Annotated in this window: 18 protein-coding genes and 5 pseudogenes; 15 read left to right on the forward strand and 8 right to left on the reverse strand. The window is 57.5% G+C overall.

Going from position 1 to position 14416, the window contains the following annotated elements; all coding sequences use genetic code 11:
- Window positions 1-49: 49 nt before the first annotated feature.
- Window positions 50-190, forward strand: a pseudogene (locus ACFQS4_RS00945) (type IV pilin domain-containing protein); the annotation flags it as partial.
- A gap of 660 nt (window positions 191-850) precedes the next feature.
- Here the strand turns inward: ACFQS4_RS00945 and ACFQS4_RS00950 are convergent.
- Complete coding sequence (locus ACFQS4_RS00950; protein ID WP_500191793.1) at window positions 851-1183, reverse strand: hypothetical protein; 333 nt, start codon at window positions 1181-1183, stop codon at window positions 851-853.
- Between the two features lie 91 nt (window positions 1184-1274).
- On the opposite strand from ACFQS4_RS00950, the pseudogene ACFQS4_RS00955 reads away from it, so the two are divergent.
- Window positions 1275-1860, forward strand: a pseudogene (locus tag ACFQS4_RS00955) (tyrosine-type recombinase/integrase).
- Window positions 1861-1870: 10 nt separating this feature from the next.
- Here ACFQS4_RS00955 and ACFQS4_RS00960 read toward each other — a convergent pair.
- Window positions 1871-2055: pseudogene (locus ACFQS4_RS00960) on the reverse strand (DUF8053 family protein).
- A 121-nt stretch (window positions 2056-2176) separates the two neighbouring features.
- On the opposite strand from ACFQS4_RS00960, the gene ACFQS4_RS00965 reads away from it, so the two are divergent.
- The 12 genes and pseudogenes from ACFQS4_RS00965 (at window position 2177) to ACFQS4_RS01020 (ending at window position 8713) form a co-directional block, all read left to right on the forward strand.
- Window positions 2177-2611 carry a DUF8023 family protein gene (locus ACFQS4_RS00965; protein ID WP_500191796.1) on the forward strand — a complete coding sequence of 145 codons (435 nt, stop codon included), beginning with the start codon at window positions 2177-2179 and terminating at the stop codon, window positions 2609-2611.
- A gap of 259 nt (window positions 2612-2870) precedes the next feature.
- On the forward strand, window positions 2871-3056 hold the full coding sequence (locus tag ACFQS4_RS00970) for a hypothetical protein (protein ID WP_500191800.1): 186 nt from the start codon (window positions 2871-2873) through the stop codon (window positions 3054-3056).
- Between the two features lie 223 nt (window positions 3057-3279).
- Window positions 3280-3831 (forward strand): Env/VP5 family phage fusion protein, encoded by a 552-nt coding sequence (locus ACFQS4_RS00975; RefSeq protein WP_500191804.1) that lies wholly within the window; start codon window positions 3280-3282, stop codon window positions 3829-3831.
- The gene (locus tag ACFQS4_RS00980; RefSeq protein WP_500191808.1) at window positions 3828-4547 is read left to right on the forward strand and encodes an Env/VP5 family phage fusion protein; all 720 of its coding nucleotides are present in this window, start codon (window positions 3828-3830) and stop codon (window positions 4545-4547) included. The genes ACFQS4_RS00975 and ACFQS4_RS00980 overlap by 4 nt, the downstream gene beginning before the upstream one ends.
- Window positions 4548-4594: 47 nt before the next feature.
- Window positions 4595-4792, forward strand: coding sequence for a hypothetical protein (locus ACFQS4_RS00985; protein WP_500191812.1), 198 nt, complete (start codon window positions 4595-4597; stop codon window positions 4790-4792).
- Window positions 4789-5133: a hypothetical protein gene (locus ACFQS4_RS00990; RefSeq protein WP_500191815.1), complete on the forward strand. Its 345-nt coding sequence runs from the start codon at window positions 4789-4791 to the stop codon at window positions 5131-5133. The genes ACFQS4_RS00985 and ACFQS4_RS00990 overlap by 4 nt, the downstream gene beginning before the upstream one ends.
- 2 nt (window positions 5134-5135) lie before the next feature.
- A complete protein-coding gene (locus ACFQS4_RS00995) occupies window positions 5136-5687 on the forward strand; it encodes a DUF8063 family protein (RefSeq protein WP_500191818.1) in 552 nt (183 codons plus the stop codon).
- Entirely contained in the window at window positions 5684-6475 is a 792-nt protein-coding gene (locus ACFQS4_RS01000) for a hypothetical protein (RefSeq protein WP_500191821.1), read from the forward strand. Before ACFQS4_RS00995 ends, ACFQS4_RS01000 begins: the two co-directional genes overlap by 4 nt.
- Window positions 6472-6675 carry a hypothetical protein gene (locus ACFQS4_RS01005; protein WP_500191825.1) on the forward strand — a complete coding sequence of 68 codons (204 nt, stop codon included), beginning with the start codon at window positions 6472-6474 and terminating at the stop codon, window positions 6673-6675. Before ACFQS4_RS01000 ends, ACFQS4_RS01005 begins: the two co-directional genes overlap by 4 nt.
- Window positions 6657-6992 (forward strand): hypothetical protein, encoded by a 336-nt coding sequence (locus ACFQS4_RS01010; protein ID WP_500191827.1) that lies wholly within the window; start codon window positions 6657-6659, stop codon window positions 6990-6992. Before ACFQS4_RS01005 ends, ACFQS4_RS01010 begins: the two co-directional genes overlap by 19 nt.
- Window positions 6989-8169, forward strand: a pseudogene (locus ACFQS4_RS01015) (hypothetical protein). Before ACFQS4_RS01010 ends, ACFQS4_RS01015 begins: the two are co-directional and overlap by 4 nt.
- A 157-nt stretch (window positions 8170-8326) precedes the next feature.
- Entirely contained in the window at window positions 8327-8713 is a 387-nt protein-coding gene (locus ACFQS4_RS01020) for a PD-(D/E)XK family putative nuclease (protein ID WP_500191829.1), read from the forward strand.
- On the opposite strand, the gene ACFQS4_RS01025 is transcribed toward ACFQS4_RS01020, so the two are convergent.
- Together ACFQS4_RS01025 and ACFQS4_RS01030 are read right to left on the reverse strand one after the other, a co-directional pair.
- Entirely contained in the window at window positions 8707-9264 is a 558-nt protein-coding gene (locus ACFQS4_RS01025) for a hypothetical protein (protein ID WP_500191831.1), read from the reverse strand. The genes ACFQS4_RS01020 and ACFQS4_RS01025 overlap by 7 nt on opposite strands.
- A 2-nt stretch (window positions 9265-9266) precedes the next feature.
- Window positions 9267-9464: a hypothetical protein gene (locus ACFQS4_RS01030; protein ID WP_500191834.1), complete on the reverse strand. Its 198-nt coding sequence runs from the start codon at window positions 9462-9464 to the stop codon at window positions 9267-9269.
- Window positions 9465-10251: 787 nt separating this feature from the next.
- On the opposite strand from ACFQS4_RS01030, the gene ACFQS4_RS01035 reads away from it, so the two are divergent.
- Entirely contained in the window at window positions 10252-11136 is an 885-nt protein-coding gene (locus ACFQS4_RS01035) for a hypothetical protein (RefSeq protein WP_500191836.1), read from the forward strand.
- Window positions 11137-11582: 446 nt separating this feature from the next.
- Here ACFQS4_RS01035 and ACFQS4_RS01040 read toward each other — a convergent pair.
- From ACFQS4_RS01040 to ACFQS4_RS01055, 4 genes and pseudogenes are all read right to left on the reverse strand, one after another.
- A pseudogene (locus ACFQS4_RS01040) lies at window positions 11583-13210 on the reverse strand (DUF7845 domain-containing protein).
- Between the two features lie 399 nt (window positions 13211-13609).
- Window positions 13610-13816 carry an RNA polymerase subunit sigma-24 gene (locus ACFQS4_RS01045; protein ID WP_500191838.1) on the reverse strand — a complete coding sequence of 69 codons (207 nt, stop codon included), beginning with the start codon at window positions 13814-13816 and terminating at the stop codon, window positions 13610-13612.
- Window positions 13806-14171: a hypothetical protein gene (locus tag ACFQS4_RS01050; protein ID WP_500191842.1), complete on the reverse strand. Its 366-nt coding sequence runs from the start codon at window positions 14169-14171 to the stop codon at window positions 13806-13808. The genes ACFQS4_RS01045 and ACFQS4_RS01050 overlap by 11 nt, the downstream gene beginning before the upstream one ends.
- Window positions 14168-14404, reverse strand: a complete 237-nt coding sequence (locus ACFQS4_RS01055; RefSeq protein ID WP_500191844.1) for a DUF7563 family protein — start codon at window positions 14402-14404, stop codon at window positions 14168-14170. Before ACFQS4_RS01055 ends, ACFQS4_RS01050 begins: the two co-directional genes overlap by 4 nt.
- Window positions 14405-14416 lie beyond the last annotated feature (12 nt).

Below are 14416 nucleotides of genomic sequence, written 5' to 3' on the forward strand. Positions count from 1 at the left end.
GACAATAAAGTTTCTGACCGTTCACGCACGGTGCACAAGAAGATCAATCATGGATCTAAAGAAATACAGAAGCAAGCTGATCGGTAATGAATCGGAACGGGCAGTATCACCTGTCATCGGAGCGTACTTATGGTCGCCATTACGGTGATTCTCGCGGCCGTGATCGCAGCGTTCGTGCTGGATATGGGTAGCACTGGAAACGCTCCCGTGAACGCAGTGGTCTCAGAGGAAGTCGATTACGACGACACTGAGATTACGATGACGCTGGATGATAGCGGAAACGCTGACAGTTTCATTGTACGGTCCGATAAGGACGTGTTCGACACTACCACTGGCGATGAACAGCGGTCAGATGACGTTGAATTCGATGGTACCGGTGATACGATCAATCTGAATTCTTTGGGCTCGTTGAAGTTCCTAAAGAAGGCGCGACCGAAGTTGAGTTTACGGTAGTTGCAGTCTCGGAAGATGGTGATGAAAGCACTGTTGGTTCCTTCACTGCCGATATGGATATCTAAATTAGACTAGTTATCCTCAAGCGGCCTATATTTTTTCTGTGGCAATTCGGCTGGATCAACCTGATCTTTTGAGTCTACGTTTTTACGGTAGGTGAAAATATCCCCCTATATTAGTGGTTTGGTTTTATTATTCGATTTTCGTGAATCATTGTGCCAGAAGCTTCTGAGATGTCTCTACAAGTCATTTTGACACCGCGAACGGAAGACCGTTCACAGGTGCGCGAATCGGGGCCGGATGGACCTCCGGCCCGGCCGTGTGGCCGTATTACCCGCCTCGAGAGTACCCGCTCGAGGTACCCTCTCTTTCGGTTCGGAAAAGATGAATCTTCGGGCTATGCTTCGCGATCGACAACCTTCGCACCCGAGAGGATCAATCTCAAGCGCCCGTGTGGATCGACCGACGGCGCGAGCGTCCCCCGGGCGAGCCAGCACGGCCGTTCGGTCCCATCCTCGAGCTCACCATTCGAACACAGATTGCACCGAGTCGCCGCGACCGAAACGTGACCGGCGTCGATAAGCACCAGGAGTTCGACCTTCGCGTTCGGGTACAACAGCCGCCCGCAGACGTCGCAGGCGCCCCGCTGGCCGATCCCGACCGGGATGGCAGATAAGAGCGCGGTCTCGGAACCATATGCTGCGAGATACTCGTCCGATAATCGGTACATCTCGGACGTGAGCCGGCCCGATCGGGCCGCCCATCCCACCAAAACACTCACTATACCCCGGGTTGCCGTCCGCCTTACTCGCAACCCGGACATGAATCTCCAGCAACATCGCAACCGCGACGACATGAAAGTCTGGCTCAGCCAGACCGAAGTTGCACAGCTCTCGAGGCCGCCACCGACACCCAACAGCGACTCGCCTACTCCCTGGCGCGCGTTGTGGGCTTCGGTCGCACGAAATTCTCGACGTCTCGCCCGAGGACGTCATCGACACTGACGCCGGAACAGTACTCCGGGTGTGGCACGGGAAAGGCGACAAATTCCGCGAGACACCCGTTCCGCGCGATCTGGCGACGACGATCCGAACCGTGGCCGACGTTCGCGACGCCTCGAGCGAGAAGCCGCTACTCGAAATCTCGACGACGCGCTCACTTCGGCGCTGGCTCAGCGGGACCGCTCGCGAACTTCACCAGGCGACCGGCGACGACGGCTGGCTGTATCTCGGAATGCACGATCTTCGGCGGACCTGGGCGACCGCGCTCGCCGCCGCCGACGTCGATCCGCTCCTGGTGGTCGACTGGGGCGGATGGAACGATCTCGAGACGTTCCTCGAGCACTACCGCGGGACGTACTCACCAGAGGCTCAGCAGCGCGAGCGTAGCAAAGTCGGCTGGCTATGAAGTTCAGAAATTAGGCGTCGATCCCGTCGACGAGTGTAATCGTCCATTCCTTCTCGTCGACGAGTCTGATATGCGCATGGTACTCCTCTTTCAGTTCTCCGTTCTCGTCGAGCAGACCCTCGAGACGGAGATCGTCTTTCGGGAGCGTGATTCCCGCGGAGTTCTGGTCGGCTGGCGTAGTTTGTTGAGTGCCATGGATGGCGCGCAACCCGCCTTGATATAAACGTTGCTGACTATCAGGGAAACCAAGGTTTGGCGGCCGTCCCACCAAGGAAACGCGAAGATTTTCGATAGGGCGGATTGCGCGTTTCCGGGTATGGCACTTAGCCTACCGCAGAATATGGTTCCCGGCGCGGTTCGCCGGGAGGACGGTATTGACCTGATCGACAGCGTGCTCGCGCCGCTGTTCGTACTCGCGTCGGTCTCGATGGTCGGTGTGGTCTCGATCGCGCTGAACCAGCCGTTCAACGTCGGGATGGACGCCGCGCTCTACAGCGCTCACGGCACCGAGATCACCTACGCGTTCATCGTCTCGATGCTGACGCTCGTGACCGCCTGGGTCACGAACGGCCAGACCACTATCGAGGACTACACCGACGTCGAGACGGTGGTGATGTTGCTGGCGTTCATCCTCAACATCCTGGCGGCGCTCGTGCCAGCCGTTTCCTACGCCATCGACTCGATGTGGTATCTCGGCTGGTTCATCGTGCTGCTGAACGCCGCCGCGTTCTACCTGATCGCCTACAAGTAACCTCGAGGTTCACCAATGCAATTCCTCAAATTCAACGGTACGAAAGCGGAGTGGTACGAGTCGACGATCACCGGCTACATCATCACGGCCTCGGCGCTCTCGATCGCGCTTGCAGGGGTGATGGCTGCGGGGTGGTCTGAGTGCGGCCCACGCCCACGGCTGGCCGCCTGGTCTCCGTCGCGGTCGTCGTACTCGCGCTCGGTGCCGCCTCCTGGTCGGCCTCGGTGCCGCGGACACCGACGAGCTGCTGAACGAAACGATGGAGGTCGACAACGAGAGCGACCCGCTCACCTTTACTGTGGACTTCTCGGGCGATTTCAACGACTCGGACACTTCGACGGTGAACGCGACGTTCTACAACGAGACCGAGTTTAACGAGTCGGGAACGAACGCGACGGAAGCCCATTCCTCTCCGTCGACGGGAGCGAGGGCGAGACGCGGATAACGTCGGTCTCGTTCAACGATACGGACGGCCTCGATTACGAGACCGAATACCGGCTGGTCGTTGAAGGCAACGAGGATAACGTCGAAAACGTGGAGGTGGACGGCTTGATCGGTGGCGTAGTCGTCGGTGGCGCCGACAAGTTGCCCGGCTTCGGTGTCGGGGTGGCTGTCCTGGCTCTCGGGGCGGCTGGCGTGGCTCGGGCTCGGGCTCGAGGAGGTGAATGATGGGGGCGAGTGCCGACGATTCCGGCGCCGATTTAGTCGACGTCGGTGACGATCTCGACGGCGGGGCCCATCGCCCATGCCCACGGCCCACGAACGAGGAGGCATATCACCACGGGTGGACGCTTTCGCGGCGACGGATGCTCCAGGCGACGGCGGGCGCGGCGACGGCCGGGGCGCTCGGGGCGACGGCCTCGATCCCGGCGGCCGCTCAATCGTCGGGTATCATCATCGGGAATTGGGGCACCTCGAACCCTCTCGCGTGGATGTTCGGCGACGATGACGACGACGAAGAATACGAGGAGTATCTCGAGAACGAGGTTCTTCGGATTCACGGCGATATGTACCGCTACGGGGTCGAAGAAACCGCTTCGACCGAGACGGCACTGACGTGGCTGACTGATAATGTCACCAATCTCGAAGGGAAAGCGTACATAGAGGGCCTAAAGTCGGCGTATCGGGCGATTCAAGACGACGGCGCGACCCGACAGGAGGCAATCGATGAGGCGACGAAAACGGTTGACGTTACGTATAGCATTCCGCAGGGGAGTTGATTCAAGAGGCACATCTTGCACTCCGCAGTCTCGGTGATCGTGCTGACCATCTCGAGGACGCACTTCGGGCGGCTGACGAATGGAGTAGCGTTAGTTCGTTCGAAAATTATTTCGTCTTTGAGATTCGGAACGACTCGAGGACCGACATAGATGACGGTGGAATCTTTGAGTTCGAAACCGATACTGATCCAATCGAGTACACCCTGTTGGACGGCGAAATAATCGACGTTCCTACCATCGGGGTTCAGGCTGATTACAGGGAGGAGGGCGGCGGTGGTGACGGCCCTGATTTCGGTTTGCTCACTATCCCGTCCTTCGATGCTTCCTCGAGCGGAGTGCTGTACGATGATCCGGTTTTGGACGAGTGGCAGTGGCACATTCGGGAGTTCGATGACGCTGAGTACCGGAACGTGTACGATTCCGATTTTGACGACGTAGATGGTGAATCTACGGTGTGGGATCGGAAATCGTACGATGATGCCGCGAATGCGTTGCTCGATGCTCATAGTACGGCGTCCACGAACGTTGAGGAGATGATCGACACGGTATACGAGGATATTGTTGACGACAATATCTCGTGGGAGGACATTCAGACGTTCACCTCGTTGGCCGACGACGCGCCCGACGACGACCCTTACGCCATCGTAAACGCACACCTCGCCATGCTCGGTCGTTCCCCTCTACCAGTCTCGTTACGCTCGAGATTGGTGACGTAACCGAGGGGACGACTGACGACGATGTTGAAGCCCTCGCGGGCGAGGAGGTGCCGGGAACGGTCTACATTGATCCCGGCCCGGATGACTCGCTCGAGGTGGGCGAGGCCTACACACCGGCTGGTATAGGCGATACGATGGGCGCGGCGGAGGCTCCTATCGTGACGTTCTCGTTCTCGTTCGAGACGGAGGACGGCAAGAAGGAGGCGCGTTCGTTGAGTTCGAGGAGCACCGGGAGTTCACGGTGATCGAGGCGAAGCAAGTCAACGAGGACGGCGACCTCGTGGACACTGATTCCATCACGTTCACCGATCACACACTCCAGACCGAGACGCCGACCGACTACGACGAGGTACACGACCGTCTAGACGAGTATGAGGAGTTCCAGAAGGAACTGCTCGAACGACAATACGAACTCGTTGAGACGATGGCCGAAGACGACGAGACCGACACAAACGTTAGTATCGGCTTTCCCTCATTCGGTCTCGGTGGCGAGGGCGCCGGTCTGCTCGGTATCGGGATCATCGGCGTAGTGGTTCTGGCGGTCGTCGGGATCGTGACCGACCTCATCCCCGGATTAGGTAACTGACTATGAATCGGATTTTCATTTTCGCTACGGTCGTAGCGGTATCGCTGGCGATGGGCATGGGCAGTATAGGCGCGCTCGCACAGTCCCAGGAGAACGCCACGAACGAGACGCCAGCCGAGTTTGAGGCCAACGAGGACTACGAGAAGGCGATCGACGCCGAGACGCGAATCGTCGATTGGTCCTATTCGAGCGGACGGTTCACGCTCACCATCGAGGCCGACGAACAGCGCCGCATCTCGCTGACCGAAGCGGGCACCTTCGAGGAAGGGACGTCGTCGTTCAACTACGACGAGGTGCGCCTCGAGGAGGGCGAGAACACCGTGACGTTCGCGGTCGCCGATCGGAGCGGTGCCGCGGTCGCCGTCGCCACCAGTCAGTCACTCGCGCAGGGGAGCGGCGCGATCGTCTCGACGGGCACCGTCGAGCAAAATCCGTTCCGTCACTTCGGCGGCGAGAGCGGCCTGTTTTCGGGCGTCATCATGACGACCGGGCTCGCAGGACTCGGCGCCGCGTACGTCATCCGATCCGAAGAGAGCGGGGTGATCAAGGCATGACCGAGACGAGCGGAACGTTCTCGAATTGGTCCGACCGGGTGACGTACCTGCTCGCCGAGAGCCAGCTGATCGTTCTCGGGATCATGGTTTCGCTCGGCGCTGCGCTCATCTGGATTCGGCCGTCAGTTCCCGGTATTCCGCCGATCGTTTTCGGCTGGTTCGCCGCGCTGTTGCTCCTGGGCCCGCCGCTGCTCGCGCTGTTCATCACGGGTGCGCGGAAGCTCCGGAACCGGCACATGATTCCCGTTCACCACATCAATGGCGTCACCGACACGCGAGAGAAGTACTACGTCGAGCCCGAGGTGTGGAACGGTAAGACCGTCGAGGGACCATCGCCCTACCGCGTCAATGACGAGGAATCGTACGAAGTCCGCGAGTTCGAGTGGCTCGAGGACACGGAGGACCTCATCGTCACCGGCTGTTATCAGTCGAACATGGCCGACAGCAAGCTCGTGACGCTGAAAGCGATGCTCGAGGACATCCACGGCGATCTCATCGAGGACTCGATCGCGCTCAACAAACTCCGCGGGCGCATCAGCAAGATGGGCGTCGAGATTGAGCGCGACTCAATCAACTTCCAGGCCGAGGCCGACGAGCGTGGGCTAATGGGCCAGCAGACCAGCGTGAAAGAACGCTTCGAGTCTGCTCGCGAGGAAGCCGACAAGTGGGACAGCGACGAGATCCGCGACGTCGACGACTACGCGATCGACTACGATCCGGCCGAGAATCCCCAGGGAATCACGCTCGAGCCCGCGGAGACGGCCACCGATGGAGGTGTCGACTCGTGAGGTACATCCACGACGGTAAACTTCGAGAGACGACGATCGATCCACCTCCGGTATTCGTCTTCGACGAGAGCCAGAACGCGGCTCGAGGACGGACCGATACTGCGGCACTCATGGTGTCGATTCTCGCCAAACAGCGCCGGATGGAGAATCGGCCGCTATTGATCGATCACGAGGAAAGTGAATGGAGGTGGTCGAAGTGACGATCGACTTCACCGACCGAGAGCGAGCGATTCTCGCGATGGCGCTCGCGGGCGGTCTTGTTGTGGGCTTGTGGGCCGGTCTGTTCATGCTCCCCGCGGAGGCGCTAAACGTTCCAACCGAGGAACGGTCGACCGGACCAGCTGGCGAGACGACCGAACGGGCGCTGTTCCTTCCGGTTCCACGTAGCTATTTTCTCGTGACCCTCACGGCTCCGGTCGTGGCTGTGTGGTACAGCTACGGACGGCTTCGAGAGGACCCGGAGGAGTCGACCGACGAAGACACTCACCAGATGATCGTAGACGGAGGAAACCAATGACTGACAACAATGGCGCCGACCAGCAGGCGCTCTACACGACCGCACAGGCGCGCGAACATCAGGAAGGCTACAGTGACCGGGAAAACCGCGAGATCCACGATCACGGCGGTGTCGTTCGCGACGAACACGTCTCGAGGGCGCTGTCGATCCGCTCGGTTCACTACGACCCTCTCGCGGCCGACCGGCCCGACAAGATGCCCGGCCAGTGCAAAGACCTCCGCAAACACCGCGACATTCGCATGGTCGAAGGGACCGAAACCTTCCGCCAGGCGCTCGAGAACGGCGATATGCCGACGATCAAGCACATGGTGGGCGACACCTCGCAGCGAGCGGACGTCTCCGGCATGAAGGCGATCGGGAAGGTCGACAACCTGATCGACGGCCCGGCGCCAGTCGTCGTCGTTCTGGTGAGATGGGCGCCGGAAAGACCGATTTCGCCTGTCTACTCGCGCAACGTTGGCGTGATCTGAACCGATCCGACTCGCTGCTCGGAACTAACATCCAGTCCCTTGAGGAGAAGAACCGCTGGGTCGACGACGACGGCGACGTCCAGGACGGCTGGATTCCCGATTACGGCACCCTCATGGAGTGGGTCGAGCAGGACGGTGACCCGCTCGAGCACAGTCAGCGCCCGAAACTGTTCATTGGCGACGAGTTCTCGAGTTCGGCGAGCGGCCAGGGCAAGCAGGGCTACGAAACCCGGATGAAGATGGCACCGCTGGTCTACAAGATCCGCAAGTACGGCGGCGCGCTGATCTACATCGCTCACGGCGAGCGATCGATCCACCCGATGCTCTGGCGCGTCGGCACGATCGTCAAGAAGGTCAGCCAGAAGAAGGCGATCATCGCCGATTCGATCAGCAACGCGAAACTCGCGGACATCCAGGGCGAGATCGAAGGCGTCCCGCCGACGGACCTTCGGTACAACACCAAGGAAGCGAGTGACTGGAGCTGGTCACGCTTCGGCGACGAAACCGACGAGATGGACGCCGACGAGGCCGCCCGTCTCACCTCGCTGTGGACGGTTATCCGCTGTAAGGAGGAGGGAATGACGAATCGTGAAACCGCCAAATTCGTTCCCTACAGTCACGGTTGGGTGGGTTCACGCTGGCGGGAGTACCGAGACGACGGCGAGCACGTCGACGCGATTTCCAAAGTGAACGAGGTTATCGCATGACTGCGACCCACTGGATGGCTGGATACGGATACCCAGACCCCTTTACTCGAAGCCCAGGCCCATCGCTCGCTCCCGCGGGGAGCGAAGCGACCGATGGGCGGTCGTCGAATCAGGCGGAGGAGTTGATATATATCAGCGCGCGTAGCGCGTGGTCGTCGTGAATCGCTCAAAGCGAGCGAACCACTTCGGCACGATCTGCGAGAAGCGCATGGCTCGGAAGCGGCGGTTCGACCTCGAGCGCTCGAGCTGGCACGATGCGAAGTTCCAGAACGGGACACCAGTGGAGATTAAGAGCACGATGCTCGAGCACAGCGACGGTCAGCCGGGGAATTTCAAGGTCTACAAAGCGTATCACGATCGACTCCGGCGGACGAACGGCTGGTACTGTTTCGTGGTGTATCGTCCACATGATCGCTCGGGATTGACAATCGTCAAAGACAGGATGTGCAAGGCCTCAAGTCTCCCACTCCTACGATGGCACGGTGGTGGTGATCACCGTGGAACTCAACAGGCGAAAATCAGCATCAGAGATGTATTCTATTGAACAGTCCTATTTACCCGGAATTCAGCAATGGTCTCTGCAACAATAGTAAATATAACAACTGCGCTACCAAATAAAAGAGCACTAGTCCCGCCTCCAGCGATCCCGTATCCATACACATGGAGCTGTGCGTTTGTTAATATGCCCAATGACCATCCACCCAAAGTCAGTGAGATGGAGATAAACCATAAGAGCGTGCCAATAGCAAATGCAACTACTCCGGTTCGGATTATTGACCAGCCTATATGTGAAATTGCATCACACCATTTCACAAGCCGATCAATTTCAGGAACAATAGGCTCCTGTCTCTCGCTTGGATGAAGCCCCCAGACCAGTGTGTAACCATTCTTATTCCCGATCTTTTGAGATATCACTCGTTCATCTTCCTCTAAAGAGCGAAGACGGTCACGTGCACCATCAACACTCATCCCAATTGTATCTGCGATATCAGAAGTCCCTGTCACAAGATCGTCGCTCCTGCGAAGGACGTTAAGAATCTCCTCGCTACTTACTCTGGTATTCTCGTCAGTGGATAGGTGCTCCAGAATGGACATAATTATCTCGAGAACAAGGCTCCGACGACTCCTCCAATAATGATCACACCACCAAGTATTCCTGCGAGGATATAAATGACGCCCCAAAAGGTGGGGTTCATTGCTCCATTTGCGCCTAGGTGGGGCGCCATCTTGAGGAACAAGAAACCGCCAATAATCAGAACGCCTACGGCTGCAGCCGCCTCACCGAAATCGCTCATTTTTCACCTCGCTAAAAGTGGTGATTTGTCCTATCTGTCTCTGCTCATCAATGTGTGATCGAATCATCACACATGGACTTATTTTCAGATGCCATATAGTGGGCCAAGATTGTTCAGATAATTCATGATTATGGGTCGCAATTCCGTTCAGACAGAACCCAGGTCTACACGTGCAAATGGCTGGTCAGCACGCGCCGATCGCAAGACGTGAGGACTATTGACGATAGATAGGATAGCGCGGAGGTAACAATGATGTGGTTAGTGGCTGGTTGGCTGTGAGGGTGACGCTGGCAACGACAAACCCCTTCCCCCCGCGCTATTAGATAATTGTTCTTCAGTGAACGTAATCGTATTGGCTGGGTCAGTCCGCCCTGTGCAAATACGCCAATCTCTGTTGTCGGAGTCCCACTACACCATTGGGGGGTACTGACGGTATGAGTCACTTATGTCCAGCCCATCAGCCAGATCTCGAGCGCGGCGCGCAGAACGCGCCGCAAGATTATCTGCTTTTTAGGGGCATTTCATGAACACAGTCTGATAGTCTTGGAAGTCTCCGTTCATTCAAACATCGATGGTTATAACTGATGAGTATAAACCATACCGATTGGTGTGATTGAGGGCCTAGCGTGAACGTTGACCTGGCTGTTATACACACGAAGCTCCATACTCGTGTGCATATCGGGTAAACGCATTCTGAGGGCGTGAAATCCAGATAGAGAAAGATGAATGGAAACATAGGTAACCTTTAGCCGAGAGAAATATATGGTATCAATTTACTATCTATGATATGAGAGTTATCCGATTTGCTTCTATCGGTATTATTGGCCTTTCAGTAGCGATTACACTGCTTGTTGTATCGAAATTTCGTGGTTTCGTTGATTCAGATACAGCACTTGTCACGGCGCAAGCAACAGGTGTACTAGCAACTTTATTTTTTGTTTATGTCACATTATACTCCGTAAGCCAAAATAGCGAAACACTTGAACAATTAGAGCGAGACAGAGAAAAGGATGTAGTTATTGATGAACTTAGTGAAGTAATACAACCTGCTATTGATAGGGTTGGATATAATATTCGAATACTTGAAGAAAAAACAGTCGGCTGGAATCCTCCTCCTCAGGAAGTCCCAGATGAGCCAACAAATTGGCAACCTCAAGGAAGTCTTGGGATCAAATATCCGATAAATAACGAAGTCGATCCTACAGCGTTATTACGCAGTCAGGGCCGAAATCAGCAAATTCATGGTCATATAGAAGAGTATAATGAGAGCATACTACATCTTGAGAAAATTGTTCAGGAGATTATCAGAGTTGCTGGTCCACCGACAGTAAATTACATAGATGAATTCTATCCTAACCGAATTGATTACAGCATGGGATCTGCCCCTCTTGACCCTGGAATAGCGGTCGTTCTTCTCTTAGATGAGGGGGGTTACGAAAATAATGAGAGTTGCTATGCAGGTTGGGATCACTTCATGGAGAAAAATCGCGAATCTCTATTTGCAGTAATGAAATCAGAAACTCCCGTATTATTTGACCTCATGGTGAGTAAAAGGGAGATATTAAAAGAAGAATCGAATGAATTGTTGGGGGAATTAATTAATAGAAGGAATGAATTACAAGAAAAGTATGGAATATCCGTATCTGAATTTGATAAATTAGAGAGAGAATAGATAATTTCCTCGTTTCTCATTATTTTAATTTCATTAAAACTAGAGATAAATAGGTTCCCGTAACGAGGTGGGAGTGAAAACCATTATATCACGTATAGTGTCTTTATCCGCTTCGATAAATAAGACATTTCTGAATATGTGAGATTAGAGCTGAAGACGAATTACCACGCAGAGAAGAGGGAGTGTTTCGAGTGCTTCATCTGGAGATCCGCGTGCGGAGGAGAGGCGGAGGCGTTGTATTTTTTGGCTTTGTCCCCTTGGGGACACGCCGCAAGGGGCGTTCGCGTGCAGCGCGAATCGACCCCGCAGGGGCCCCGGCCCGATCGGGACGGAGCCCGGCCCCTCGAGGACCGGAACACAACCGAAGTTGCACACTCACGGATTGAATACAATCTTAATTGCTGAAAAGAAGGTTCGGAAGAGTGTCGCCACTCACGAGGGCCGCTCTACCAGTCGGGCGCGAGTCGTCCGACCGGTCGCGTCTCCGTGTCGCCTCCAGGTGTCCGCCACAGCATCGGTACTCTCGAGAACAACGCTGGGTCGTTCCCTGAGTGGCGCCACTTCTCGATCGCCTCGCGAGCGACCTCCTGGGCGCTCTCGAAGCTCGAGGCTTTCAGCGTCGAGAGGATCGTGTCGATGCGGAGGCGCTTCGGTTCGCCCTCCTGGTCAAACTCGAGTTCGGCGCCGTGTTCGGCCAGCCACTTCTGGAACGGCGAGCACTCGGCGACGTGATCCGCCAGACCCATGATGTGCTGGATGCGGTCGGCGTAACTCTCGATGCCGTACTCGGCGCTCTCGACGAGCGCACGAATCTCTTCGCGGTACTTCCGAGCCCGGTAGGACACGTGGCCGTTCTCGAGATCGAGCAGCTCACCGAGTTCCTCGATCGCCCGGTAGATCGTCGACGGGTGTTTCCCCAGCTCGTCGGCCAGGTCGTTGACGGTCACCCCACCATCGGTCGAGACCTTCTCGGCGACGTCTCGAGGCGTCTTCCCGAGATCGCGAAGCGTCGTCAACAGCAGATGCTCGCTCTTCGCCTCAAGGCGGGGCGTCGGGTCCGGGTAGAGTTCGACCGGCTCGTCTCGAGCGACGGCCTCGAAATGATCGTCTGCGACGTACACAGCGCTGGCGTCGGGCGCGAGCGGGATGTCGTCCCAGTTGATGAAGTTCATGAGCGTCTCGTCGATCTCCTCGACGACCTCGCGCCGATCGGCCCATGCCCATGCCTCGCGGTCGTTCATCTTCTTGTTCACCAGCACCTCCACCTTCGGATGGTAGGACGGGTGATCCTTCGAAACCGCATCGGGATCTTTCAGCTGGTAGATCTCGAACTTCCGGCCGTAGGTGTGGCCGGGGAGGAGTTCGCTCACTGCTGCGGGGTCGAGAACCAGCCGATTCTGGTGATTGACGACCTCCTTGTTGTTGATCTTCAACTCGGCGATCACGCCTTCCATGTCGGTCAGGTGGTGCGTGATCTTCTGTAGGACGCCCGCCGAGGCCAGTTTCTCGGCCCATTCGCGACGCATCCGAACATAGCGCTCGTGCGCCCACTCGCGGCTGTACTCCGGGTGCGGTGGCTTCCGGAAGTACTCGGGGTATACGGGTTCGCCCGCCTCCTCGAAGATTGCCGCATAGAACTCCGGTAGCAATTCGAGGGCACGCTCGGGTTCGACGTTCGAGGGTTCGTACTCGACGTCGACGCCGTCGACCTCGCCGAACTGATTCTCCCAGGAAGACCCACCGGATCGCCGGTCTCCCAGTGACGCATGTTCGGGAACCGTGGCGAGATATTGAACGAAGCTTTCGCCTCTCCCGGTCCGCGGCCCTTGATATCCCACTCGTAGAGCCTCGAGGCGTTGATGTTGTCTCGAGGCCGGGGTTTGAAGCCCGACTTCGAGTAGGTCACTTCGAGGTGCCAGGGCTCGCCGTCGACGTCGACGTCCAGTTTCAGGTGTCCCTCGAACGGTGGGCCGAGCATGACGCTCGAGAGCGCATCGTAGGGCCCGCGGCCCCAGTCGTCCCACTTCCACCGGCCGTGGCTCTCGTGGGGCGTGGTGGCCGGCTGTGAGGTCACAGCGGCCCTCCTCGAGCGCGGCGCACCTCTCGAGCACACTCAGGACAGAGTCGACGGAGACCGGTGATGGATTCCTCGCAGCGCTCGCACTCGCTGTTCTCGACGAGTCGGCTCATCGCTGGTCACCCCCTTCGTTTCTTGTAGAGATCGCAACCAGTGAAGCTGACCGATGAATGATTGATTGAAGAAGACGGTAATCTTTCTCCAATATCGGTGGCAAAATTGGTTGATTGTCTATCGTATTATGAACCTCTGTGTAAGAAGTATGAACGCCGTTAAGAGAGACAGCTCGACTCTCCGCGGCGCACCCACCACCTATCGGACGAAGGAACCGCTCCTTCACTTTTCGAATCGGGAGTCGATCAGTGTGTCCAGTACCGGCTGTACAGCACTCGGCGTTCACGCCGATTCACCCCGACTCTCGAGGCGGTGCTCTGCCCGAGCGAGCAGGTTCCCGATCGTTCCCGGCCGCCGGTCGGTCCGGCGGGCGAACTCGCGAACGCCGACGTCGTTCTCACGGCAAGCAACGTAGGCCTCGCGTTCAGCCTCGGTCAACGGCGAGAGATCCGGCCCAAAGTCGACCAGGCGAGCCTGTTCACTCGACATCGTTCACCTCCCGTTCCGGTGTCGGAACGTGACGAACGTGGCCGTCGACGAACTCGACCTCGAGGCCAATCCAGCCATCGATCATGCCCGGCGCCGATGGGCCATGGGCATGGGCCGGCATCACGACCTCGTAGGCGTGGCGCTCGCACGACCAGCCGAACGTGATCAGCCGATCGACGTCCGCCAGGTCGTCGTCGACGAGCGTCGGTCTCTCGATGGACTGTGATCCTTTCGAGTTCGCGACCGGGTGGCCGCACTCGGCACAGATCGGAATCTTCTGAGCGTCTCGAGCGGGTTCCCGAACGACCGTCGGCGCAACGACGCCGAAGCGCTCGAGGCCCTTCCTAGTGCTCACGCACAGTCACCTCCGTGACGACCGGGCGAGGTCTCCGGATCGGGAATCGAGACGTCGACGCCAGCACCAGTACCGCGGCTCAGGCGACGGAACGAATCGCACTCGCCGCAGCGATGGGCTCGGTCCTGATCGTCACCGTAGACGCGACGGAACTGCTCGCTCACGTGGGCGCCGCAGTGATCACAGTTCGAACTGCTCTCGGGTACCCAGTCGCTCACTGCCACGCCGACCACCCCCTTCGACAC

Source organism: Saliphagus sp. GCM10025317, assembly GCF_042663665.1.
In the GTDB taxonomy this organism is placed as follows: Archaea; Halobacteriota; Halobacteria; order Halobacteriales; family Natrialbaceae; genus Natronosalvus.

What these genes read in the sequence shown, in the direction of transcription:
- ACFQS4_RS00950 (WP_500191793.1), bottom strand. Translation starts at nt 1,183, where the DNA reads ATGTACCGATTATCGGACGAGTATCTCGCAGCATATGGTTCCGAGACC.
- ACFQS4_RS00965 (WP_500191796.1), top strand. Translation starts at nt 2,177, where the DNA reads ATGGCACTTAGCCTACCGCAGAATATGGTTCCCGGCGCGGTTCGCCGG.
- ACFQS4_RS00970 (WP_500191800.1), top strand. Translation starts at nt 2,871, where the DNA reads ATGGAGGTCGACAACGAGAGCGACCCGCTCACCTTTACTGTGGACTTC.
- ACFQS4_RS00975 (WP_500191804.1), top strand. Translation starts at nt 3,280, where the DNA reads ATGGGGGCGAGTGCCGACGATTCCGGCGCCGATTTAGTCGACGTCGGT.
- ACFQS4_RS00995 (WP_500191818.1), top strand. Translation starts at nt 5,136, where the DNA reads ATGAATCGGATTTTCATTTTCGCTACGGTCGTAGCGGTATCGCTGGCG.
- ACFQS4_RS01000 (WP_500191821.1), top strand. Translation starts at nt 5,684, where the DNA reads ATGACCGAGACGAGCGGAACGTTCTCGAATTGGTCCGACCGGGTGACG.
- ACFQS4_RS01010 (WP_500191827.1), top strand. Translation starts at nt 6,657, where the DNA reads ATGGAGGTGGTCGAAGTGACGATCGACTTCACCGACCGAGAGCGAGCG.
- ACFQS4_RS01025 (WP_500191831.1), bottom strand. Translation starts at nt 9,264, where the DNA reads ATGTCCATTCTGGAGCACCTATCCACTGACGAGAATACCAGAGTAAGT.
- ACFQS4_RS01030 (WP_500191834.1), bottom strand. Translation starts at nt 9,464, where the DNA reads ATGAGCGATTTCGGTGAGGCGGCTGCAGCCGTAGGCGTTCTGATTATT.
- ACFQS4_RS01035 (WP_500191836.1), top strand. Translation starts at nt 10,252, where the DNA reads ATGAGAGTTATCCGATTTGCTTCTATCGGTATTATTGGCCTTTCAGTA.
- ACFQS4_RS01045 (WP_500191838.1), bottom strand. Translation starts at nt 13,816, where the DNA reads ATGTCGAGTGAACAGGCTCGCCTGGTCGACTTTGGGCCGGATCTCTCG.